This is a genomic window from Paenibacillus arenilitoris, assembly GCF_014705655.1.
GTDB classification, from domain to species: domain Bacteria; phylum Bacillota; class Bacilli; order Paenibacillales; family Paenibacillaceae; genus Pristimantibacillus; species Pristimantibacillus arenilitoris.
The window spans coordinates 49,985-59,758 of sequence record NZ_JACXIY010000001.1 but is presented as its reverse complement, the minus strand read 5'-3'; the positions used below and the strand labels follow the sequence as shown (position 1 = coordinate 59,758).

Here is a 9,774-nt window from a genome sequence, read left to right as displayed (position 1 = left end):
GGATTCGGAGGGTTGTTCGTATTTTCGCCTCGCCCGCCAACTTTGGCAACATCGTCAACGGCGAATCGCGGTTGCCGCATATCGATAGAGCTCGGCGGCGTAGTGGCCGAAGCCCTCTTCGGTCGGATGCACGCCGTCTGCGAATAGATGCGGCAGGCACGGCACGAGCTTAGAGCCGTCGACGACGCGGGCTTGCGCAAATCCAGAAGCGACGCGAGTGATCGCGGCGCGAACGTCGGCGAGCGTGCCGGCAGCCTTCGCGAGCTCCTCCTCGCGATGCCAGATCGGCGTGATGACCAGCACGGGCACGCCCGCATACCTGGCGCATACCCGCTCCATATACCGCTGCGCCCGATTCTCGATCTCGGCTGCCGGCGCATCCTTCGCCCAATCGTTCACGCCATAAGCAATCGTGATCAGATCGGGCTCGAACGGGAGCTCCGGATCGAAGCTGTCGGGATCGAATACAAGTCCTCCCACGCCTTGATTGAGCAGCTCGGCGTTCAGCAGGCGCGCGAGCCGAATCGGGTACGTACCGACCGGATTGCGGGATTCGAGCCCCTGTGTGATCGAATCGCCGAGGCAGAGCAGCCGCCGGCCGGGCCGCTCCTTCGCCGGAGCGGCGAAGGCCCCCGGGGGCAGCCGCACGTCCACAACGGTTAAGCATGCCGCCTGGGGAAGATGCGCCTCGACGCGCCGCAGCTCCCCTGCTGCGGCAGGCGGCTCTAGCGGGAGCTTCAGCACGGCTGTATGCGGCAACGCGCCGATTCGTCCGAGCGAGACCGAATCGGCCCATCGGTCGCGGACGATCGCCGTCGCCTGCGCGTAGGCGCGCGCAGCCCCCTCCACTAAAAGCTCGAGCTCCAACCACGCGGCGTCCGTGTCCACGGCCAGGCAGACGCCGGCAGGACAGCGAGCCCGCAGCAATTGCGCTTCATTGCTCTCGAAATGCTTGAGCTGCTTGTCGGTGAACCGGACGGGCCTTACGCCTGCAGCCGAAGCATATGGCGATAGCTTTCCGGTTTTCTCCAAAATGCCATGCGTCCCTCTCCTCATTCTCACAGGATTGAATGACTTTGCCGAGAACCTGCTCGCCACTCAGCGCCCTATAGCTTGAAATTCAAAATCCGCTTCTTGCCGCCTAGCCGCAATTCGGACAACCCGCTGCCGTACTCGCTCTCGGCGAGCTCGTTACGGATGAGCGGATAGTTATCCGCCAGCACCGGCTCGCCGTCCCGCAGGCATGTTCGTTCCCAGCTAAGCCGCAATTCGCCGGCAAGCGGAGACGCATAGTCTACCTCGTCGCCGGCTTCGATCAGCCTGGCATTGGCGACGGCTTGAACGAACGCGTCGAACGATCCGTGCTGCGCCTCGCTGCCCGCTTCGATGATCCAGATGTTGCGCTTGTCGTAGCATATGAGCTCCCGGTTCTTATATTTGCCGGATATGGTTCGCTCGCAAGGCTTCAGCGAATACGCCGCGACGTAAGCGCGGCCCTTCCTGCCGAACAGCCACTTGCCCGCATCCCGCGTCTCGTCGAACTGCTCGAAAGGGAAGTAGCAGTGCGTGTAACCGATCGGGCCGTCGATCCGGTAGACGTAGGCGAGCACGTTCCGGCAGGCGATCGTCTTCGGCATAACGTATTGGCCGCCCCAGTAGGAGGGACGCGTCGACTCGGACTTATTGTCGAAGCATGTGACGAACACCGGAAGGCTTCCGTCCAGAAGCACCTGGCCCGCCTGCACCTGATGGCCGTGCCTGCCCGCCTGCGATTCGACCAGACCGGATACCATATAGTCCTTCGTCCGGTACGTAGAGCAATTGACTCCGCCGAGTCCCTCGTGCGGGAACAGTCCCATTCGGGTCAGCGTGAGCCTCTCCGATTCGTCGCTTGCGATCGCTTCGAGCGCCGGATCGGGTTCGTAGCCGCTGTCAATAAGCGCGGCCGCGCCGATGGACAATCTGTCGGCGCGCAGCCGCTTCGGCGCTCCGAACAACAGCCAGTTGAGATGGCTCATCGCCTCAAGCTCCGGATGGATGACCGTCTCCTCGTAGCATCTGCCGTGGGTCGTGCCCATGACGCCCTTGTGGCTGTGGGTGGCGATAATGAAGACGGTCAGATCGATCAGCTGCTTGGCGAGTATGCGCAGGTAGCTGTTGCTCTCGGCAAAGTCGTACAGATTGAGCAGCGCGAGCAAGTCTTCTTCGTAATACGTGTTCGAGTGCCACTCCATGTAGCCGTAGGTTCCCTTCTCCTTAATCCAGCGCTCCGTCATCGACTTGCCCTTCTGAATATGGAAGAGGCCGTTCTGGCCGCTGTTCGCGAAGTTCTCCTCCGGGAACAGGAGCCCCGCCAAATATTCCGCGCTGAAGAAGAGAATCTCGTGATTCTCCGACCTGGTGAACATCATCGATCTTCCGGGCTCGTCCTCCCAATACTTGAATTCCAGAATGCAGCGCTTCATCGACGCCAGCAATTGTTGCGGCAGCACGACGCCGTTCCGGTGCCTGGCATACAGCCGGATCAGCCCATGCATCGCGAAATCCGCGCAGTCGTATCTGCCGTCGATGTAGGCGATCGTCTCCTCGATCGCCTTCTCGTCGGGCTTGCCCCCGAGCGCAAGCTTGATCAACTCGCGATAGACGCCGTTACGCTTCGCCACCGTGCCGTAAGCGGATGGAACGAACGCTTCGCCGCCGGCATACCTGCGCATGAGATCGGCTTTCCGCTCCGCGAACGAAGCCGTCTTGGGGCAGTCGATGAAGTCGATGCGGTAGAACGTCAGCCGGACGCCCTCGACGCGCGAGCCGTCCTCCGCTTCATAATCGATATAAAGCGAATATTCGCCAAGCGAGCTAAGCTCCGCGCAGCCGCAGAGCTCTTGCGGGCTGCCGTCGACAAGCCGTCGGCAGGCCGACCAGACGGGCGCGGCGGACAGCTTCACGCCCTTGACGCTCGGGTAGACGGAGAACCGCCAAGTGCCCGAAGCGTCCAAACTCCCCTCCGTCTCGAGCGTCAGCCGATCCTCGCCGCTCATGACATATTGCCGCAAATAAAATTTTGCGAAATCCGCTTCGATCCGTTCGCGGCCGGCGGGATTTCCGAGGAGCGGCAGCTCGGTCGCAAGGCCGTCGCTCTCTGGAATCAGCATGAACGAATTCGTGCAGTGCAGATGAACGTTGCAAAGGACGACCAGCAGATCGTTCGCGCCTTGTCCCAGCTCGGCCTCGAACCGGAATTCCCCCTCCGTGCGCCCGAGCCGCTCGTGGCGGAACGACTCCTTGCCGCCGGCGAATACGACGATGCTTCCCGCCGCCCAAAGGCGGAACCGGTAGGTGCCCGCCTTGTCGGCAACGACTCGCGCATACGCGCACGTCGTCAGGAAGCGCGCGTATTCGCCGAAGCGCGCCCAGGTCATCTTGGCCTCGGACGGGTCGCATCGCTTCAGCGCCCATGAAGAGGTCTGCCCGAACAGCTCCACGGCATGACCTTCCGCAGGCGTGCAGTCCCTCGCCTGCCGCTCCGCCTCTCTCATGATCGGCAGGAACGGCTCCAGCGGCACCTCGTAATTGGTGACGTATAGCCGGGACACGTCCGTCTCGAACGGTCCCGCGCAGAGCCACTGCCGCATCGGCTCTCCGCTCGTTACGCGTGCGTTGCTCATAAATGTTCCCCTCATGCTTCGCCCTCTCCTTCGCTCGCCTTATTGGCATAAGATTCTCGCAGCTTGGCGATTTCAACTCCCGCAAGCATGACAATGCCGATGCCATGCGTGTCGTTCGTCGCCCACGGCAGCTCATTCTTGTAATAGTCCGACGAAAAGGCGTAGCGGGAACCGACGCAGACGCCGTGCACGTTGCCCGATTCGTCGATCGACCGCTCGGCGAGCGCGCGCCAACCTCGCTCCGCGGCGCGCTCGTAGCCCTGCTTCTCGGGGAGCAGACCCAGACGGAGGCCTCTGGCGTAAGCGTAGACGAACATCGCCGTGCAAGACGTCTCCTCGTAAGCGTCCGGTTCGTCCAGCACTTGATGCCATAGGCCGCTTGCGCCCTGCACGTCCAGCACGCCGGCGCTCAGCTCCCGGAAGAAGCCAAGCAGTTCCCCGTGCGCGGCATGCCGCCTCGGGAGAGCTTCCAGCAGCTCGGACAAGGAGAACAGCACCCAGCCGTTGCCCCGCCCCCAAGGCACGTACGTCGGCGTGCCGTATTTGAAGTCGTAGACATGGCTCATCAGCCGTTTCGCCGGCATATACAAGTAATCGCGGAACAGCAGGAACTGCCGCGCCGCCTCGTCCAGACCTTCCGGCTGTCCGGCCAGCTCCGCGTAACGGATCAGGAACGGCACGCTCATGTAGAGATCGTCCGCCCACATCGTGTTCTCCATGAAATAGCCGATCTGCCTGCGGTAATACGCACCATCCGGCTTCCGCTCCTGCCGGCGAAGCATGTAATCGGCGATGTCCTCCGCCGCCTGCTCCCAGCCGCCGACCAGCGACCGCTTCGCCGCCTCCAGCATCGCCGAGCCGCAGGAGCCGCAATCGTCCAGCATCGCCATCTCGACGAGCTGATGGTTGACGGACGGATATCCTTGCGTCTCCCCATCCCAGCGCGAATACGCGTAAGTGTCAACGCATGCCTGCAGGTGCGACGCCGCGTAAGCGGAGATGTCCTCCCGCTTCAAATGCTCGCCCGCCCGCAGCAAGCCGTACAGCGTCACGCCGAGCGGGTAGGTCCACCGTCCGAACAGCTTGTTCGCGATGTAGGGCCGCACCGCCGCGCCGTCGTCCGTCCGCCAATACCGGGAATCCCCCCGATTCGCGTACAGCTTCGCGATGGCGGGACCTTCGCGAGCGATGTCCGCCGGCGGCTCGTCGAAGCCGCCGAGCGTCAGCCATGCGCCCGCGAAGCCGTGAACCGGATGCGGGCACGCGAATGACAGCCCGGAAGGACTGCCATCGTCTCCGGCTGCGCAAGACGCGCCGAGCGTGACAGGAGCGTCGGCGATCAGGACGACGTCATGATCGCCGTAATCCAGCCGCAAATCTGCTTCCAGAGCCCTGCCGAATCCCTCGCGCACGAGCTTCCCGTCCACGTACAGACTTGCGGTGCCGGCCGCGTCACCCTTGAAACGAACGTCGACGGCCCTGGCATACGGCTGACGGAGCTTGCTCCACCAGAGCGTGAAGGCGCCGGTGCCGCCGTCCGACGAAGCTGCTTCGCGCGGATGCCAGATCAGGCCGCTAACCGCTTCGGCTTCCAGCGCGTCCGGCAGCGCCTTCCCTGCGTCGCGCCAGCTCTCCCGCCCGGGTTCGGAATATACCCAGCCCGCTTCTCCCTCGCGCTCGCGGAACGGCGACAGCACGTCGAGAGGCACCCACTTGCTCCTCGCCGATCCGATCAGGCAGCCGAAGCCGGACGGAGCGTCGCGCAGCTGAAGACAGAGCTCGTTCCAGCCTTCCTCCAGCTCGACGCCGAACGTCTTCACGACCTCGCGGTTGACCTCTTCCGCGATGCCCGACTTGTAGACGGGCATACGGTTCACCCACAGCTTCATAGGGCCGTAGCAGCTGACCGCCAGCTCGATCCAACGCTTCTCGTCGCTCCAGACGAGCCCGAGCGCGAAGGCGGATTGCCCGTACTCGGAGCCGGGGAGCCGCTCCCGCAGATTCAGGTCAAAGCGTCCGTCCGCCTCCTGCCGCACGCCGCCGGTCCGGAACGCTCGGTATACGTAAGGGAGCGGCGGGTGGTCGCCCATATACTTGCCCGCAATTAAGCGTATGACGCCGTCGATATCGTCATGGCCGAGTCGAACCGCCGCGCTTCGGTGCTTCGGAAATAACGTCGTCATGCTCCCGCCCCCTCTTCATAAGGCGGATAGATGACGTGCCCGAAACGCGCCGGCTCCATCAGCCGGGGCGTCTCGACCGGATGGCCGTACGGCTGAATCCCCTTGTCGCGGGTTTGCATGTAGATGATATTGGTCATGAGCGTCATTCCTCCAGGGCGTGAAGAAGGAGGCAAGAACCGGACGCCGAAGCGCCAGCCTTTCCTCCTTCCGTCTAGTTTGAGCTCGCGAGACTCCAAGGTCTCTCGTCTCTTAGACTCGTTAGTTCAGTTCTGAACGGATCGTCTTGTAATCGTCGTACGTCTGTTTCGCGAGATCGATGACCTCGTCCGCAAGAATGGCTTTGTCCTTGTCGTTCTCGTACCAGTTCTTATACCAATCTTCGACTTGCTTGCCGCCGGCGGCATCCCATTCCTTCCGTGCGTCCTCCAGCGCTTTCTCGACCGTGTACTTCGACCCGCCGACGATTGCCTTCAGCCAAATATCCTTCATCGTTTTGTCGGCGTTCGATTCGATCGTTGCCAGATCGTTCGGCAAAGTCGGCATCAGCTCGGATAAGGTCAGCTCCGGATAAGCGCGGTCGAACGTCATATACGTATCGATAAAAGAATCATAGAAATCTTGGTATTCCTGCTTGCGCTCGTCGTTCTTATATTGCATGAGCGGCATATCGCATTTCGTGATCTCCCCGCCGCTGGCGGTAAGCAGCCGCATGTCGCCGGTTAAGTAAGAGACTTCCTTCTGTGCCTTGTCCGTGTCGATAATGGCCGGGCAGCCTTCCGCCGTTTCGTAATGCGTGCCTTCCACGCCATAAGACAAGGCGTTCGACGTGCTCTCGTTCAGCAAGAAGTCGACGTATTTCATGACCGAATCGGGATTTTTCGCCGTCGCGCTGATCGCCCCAGGCGATTGCACCGGATTTCTCAACGTCGGCAGGAAAGTGCCTTCCGGACTTGTCGGATATGGCAGGAACGCAAGCTCGGCTGCCGGCACATTCTTCTTCAGCGGATCGATCAACTGCAACTGCGCCTGCACGGGATCGTTGAGGAAGCCGAATATGCCCAGCTTGCCGTTAATGAAGTCCTGCTTCGCCTTCGTGCCGTTGTCCGTCGAGAAATCGCGGTCGATGAGCGCTTCGTCGAACAGTCGCTTCGCGAACGCCGTGTAGTCGGTGCTTCGGTTCCAGTCGACGGCGAGCTCGCCGTTCTGAACGGCCCACTTGCTCGTCGCGCCGAACATTTGCTGCAGGCTCGCCACCGTATCGCCGCTAAGCGCGATGCCGTACGTATCCTTCTTGCCATTGTCGTCCGGATCCTGCTCCGCGAACGCCTTCACGACGTTATACAGCTCTTCCGTCGTCTTGGGCATCGACAGATTCAGCTTGTCGAGCCAATCCTTACGGATCAAAACGCCGCGATTCGGAGTGACGTAGTTCACTTTGCCGAAGTAGTACAGCTTGCCGTCGCTCTCCGTACCCGCCTTCCTCAAGATCGGATACTTTTCCATGTATTGCTTGTACTCGACGCTGTATTCGTCGATCAGATCGTCGAGGGGCAGCAATTGCTTCTGCTGGTAGAGCGGATTGCGAATCTTCTGGTTGTATTCCAAAATCAGGTCGGGAGCGCTGCCCGAAGCGTACAGCACGTTCAGCTTATCCGCGGATTCGAAGCGCGGGATCGCCACGTACTTGACGTTGGCCGGCCCGTTCTCGTTCATCCACTTCGTCCAGAAGTTCTCCTCGATCGTCCCCTGGTCCGGCGTTACGCGGCCTCGGTCGTAGATCATGACGGAGATGTCCTTGCGCTCCGCTTCCTTCGGCCCGCCGTCCGTCGATGCCCCGGAATTCCGGTCTGTTCCTCCATTCGAGCCGGCGTTCTCTCCATTGTTCGAACAGCCCGACAGCAGCGTTCCCGCGACGAGCGCGAGCGTCGCCAGACCGGATACCCATAATTTCCTGGTCATTTCATTTCCCCTTTTCTGTTTGAAATAATGGCGCGATTATACGGCGCCGCGTTTATGATCGGCTCAGCCCTTGACGGAACCGAGCATGACGCCTTTCACGAAGAACTTCTGAATGAATGGATAGACCGCCAGCATAGGCAGCACGATGACGAGCACGCCTGCCGATTTGATCGATTCGGGCACGATTGCAAGCTGATCGTCGTCCGTGACCCCGGTGTTGACAATCTCCTGGAGAAGGCTCTGGCTCTTGATCATATTCTGTACCAGAACCGTCAAGTTGTACTTCTCCGTCTCGTTAATATAAATCAGGACATTCATGAACATGTTCCAATTGCTGACGCCGTAGAACAGCGTCAGCGTCGCGATAACCGGCATGGAAAGCGGCAGCACGACGCGCAGCAGATAGCCCATCTCGGAGCAGCCGTCGATACGGGCCGCGTCGTCGATGTCGTCCGGAATGTTCTCGAAGAAGGTCCGCATGATGAGCAGGTTGTACGCGCTGATCAAACCGGGCAGCCACAGCGCCGAATACGAATTCACGAGTCCGAGCGAATTCACGACGAGATACGTCGGAATCAACCCTCCCGAGAACAGCATGGTGAAGACGATGCCGAGCGTGAACGGCCTGCGGCCGATGAAGATTCGCCGGGAGATCGGATACGCCGTAATAATCGTCGCGACCATGCTGGCTGTCACGCCTACGATCGTAATGACCACGCTGTTGCGGAACGCCTCCACGATACGGGTGCCTTCGATCAACGACCGGAACGCTTCGGTGTTCCAGCCGATTGGATAGAAAGTAACGTTGCCGGATTCGATCTCGTGAATATCGCTTAGCGACAGCGCGATCGTATTGAGCAACGGGAACAGGCACGTGATGCCCAGCAGGATCAACAACGCGTAATTGACGCCATAAAATATTTTCTCGCCTCTGGAAGCTTTCATCGAATAGTCACTCCTTACCACAGTCCCCTGTCGTATTTCCTCGCGATGGCGTTCGCGGAGAGCACCAGGATTAAACCGACGATCGACTCGAACATCCCAAGCGCCGACGTCAGGCTGAACTGCGCGCCCTTAAGGCCGGTATTATAGATATACGTACTGATAACGTCCGCAATATCGGTGACCATCGGCGTCTGCAGAACGTAGATTTGGTCGAAGCCCACCTCCATGACGCGTCCCATGGACAGGATGAACAGAAGGATGATCGTCGTGCTGATGCCCGGTATCGTAACATGCCAAATTTGCCTGAACTTGTTGGCGCCGTCGAGACTCGCCGATTCGTAGAGGCTGGGATCGATTGACGTCAGCGCCGCCAAATAAATAATCGACCCGAAACCGATCTCCTTCCATATCCCGGAGCCCAGATAGATCGCGATCCAGGACAACGGCTTGTACAAGAAGGGGTATGAATCTCCGAACCATCTCTCGATCCAATGATTAATCGTCCCCGAATCCATCGAGAACAGCGTCACGACGAACCCCCCGATGATGACCCACGAGAAAAAATGGGGCAAATACACGATTGTCTGAATGGTCTTCTTGAACCAGGCACGTCGCACTTCGTTCAGCAATATCGCCAGAATGATCGGGAACGGAAAGCCGACGAATACGTTCAGCAGGCTCAGCATCACCGTGTTGCGGATGACGTTCAGAGTGTGGGGCTGACTGAAGATCGTGTCAAAATGCTTCATCCCGACCCACGGGCTTCCGAAGACGCCGTCATGAAAATTGTAATCCTTGAACGCGATCATCAGGCCGCCCATCGGCACGTATTTGAAAATAATGAAATACAGCGCTCCTGGCAAAAACAATAGAATAAGCGGAATGTTGGCGCGCAGGACGCGCTTGCTCCATCTGCCTGTCTTCGCGGATCGGGGCAGCCGCTTCTCCGTTGTTGCCGCCGTAGTTGTCTCCATGCCGCAGCTCCTTTCCTTGTGTCGTTGAATTTATTATAGGACACGGGG

General features: G+C 60.0%; 7 protein-coding genes. All 7 read right to left on the bottom strand.

The window, feature by feature from the left end; genetic code table 11:
• Positions 1-54: 54 nt before the first annotated feature.
• Positions 55-1,032, bottom strand: a complete 978-nt coding sequence (locus tag IDH41_RS00210; RefSeq protein WP_190857181.1) for an SGNH/GDSL hydrolase family protein — start codon at positions 1,030-1,032, stop codon at positions 55-57.
• Positions 1,033-1,106: 74 nt separating this feature from the next.
• Positions 1,107-3,680 (bottom strand): hypothetical protein, encoded by a 2,574-nt coding sequence (locus tag IDH41_RS00205; RefSeq protein WP_190857179.1) that lies wholly within the window; start codon positions 3,678-3,680, stop codon positions 1,107-1,109.
• Entirely contained in the window at positions 3,677-5,848 is a 2,172-nt protein-coding gene (locus tag IDH41_RS00200; RefSeq protein ID WP_190857177.1) for a glycoside hydrolase family 88/105 protein, read from the bottom strand. Before IDH41_RS00200 ends, IDH41_RS00205 begins: the two co-directional genes overlap by 4 nt.
• A complete protein-coding gene (locus IDH41_RS00195) occupies positions 5,845-5,985 on the bottom strand; it encodes a hypothetical protein (RefSeq protein ID WP_190857175.1) in 141 nt (46 codons plus the stop codon). The genes IDH41_RS00200 and IDH41_RS00195 overlap by 4 nt, the downstream gene beginning before the upstream one ends.
• Positions 5,986-6,106: 121 nt before the next feature.
• Positions 6,107-7,807 carry an extracellular solute-binding protein gene (locus IDH41_RS00190; protein WP_190857173.1) on the bottom strand — a complete coding sequence of 567 codons (1,701 nt, stop codon included), beginning with the start codon at positions 7,805-7,807 and terminating at the stop codon, positions 6,107-6,109.
• 63 nt (positions 7,808-7,870) lie between these two features.
• A complete protein-coding gene (locus IDH41_RS00185) occupies positions 7,871-8,752 on the bottom strand; it encodes a carbohydrate ABC transporter permease (protein WP_190857171.1) in 882 nt (293 codons plus the stop codon).
• 14 nt (positions 8,753-8,766) lie between these two features.
• On the bottom strand, positions 8,767-9,726 hold the full coding sequence (locus IDH41_RS00180; RefSeq protein WP_190857169.1) for an ABC transporter permease: 960 nt from the start codon (positions 9,724-9,726) through the stop codon (positions 8,767-8,769).
• Positions 9,727-9,774: the final 48 nt, after the last annotated feature.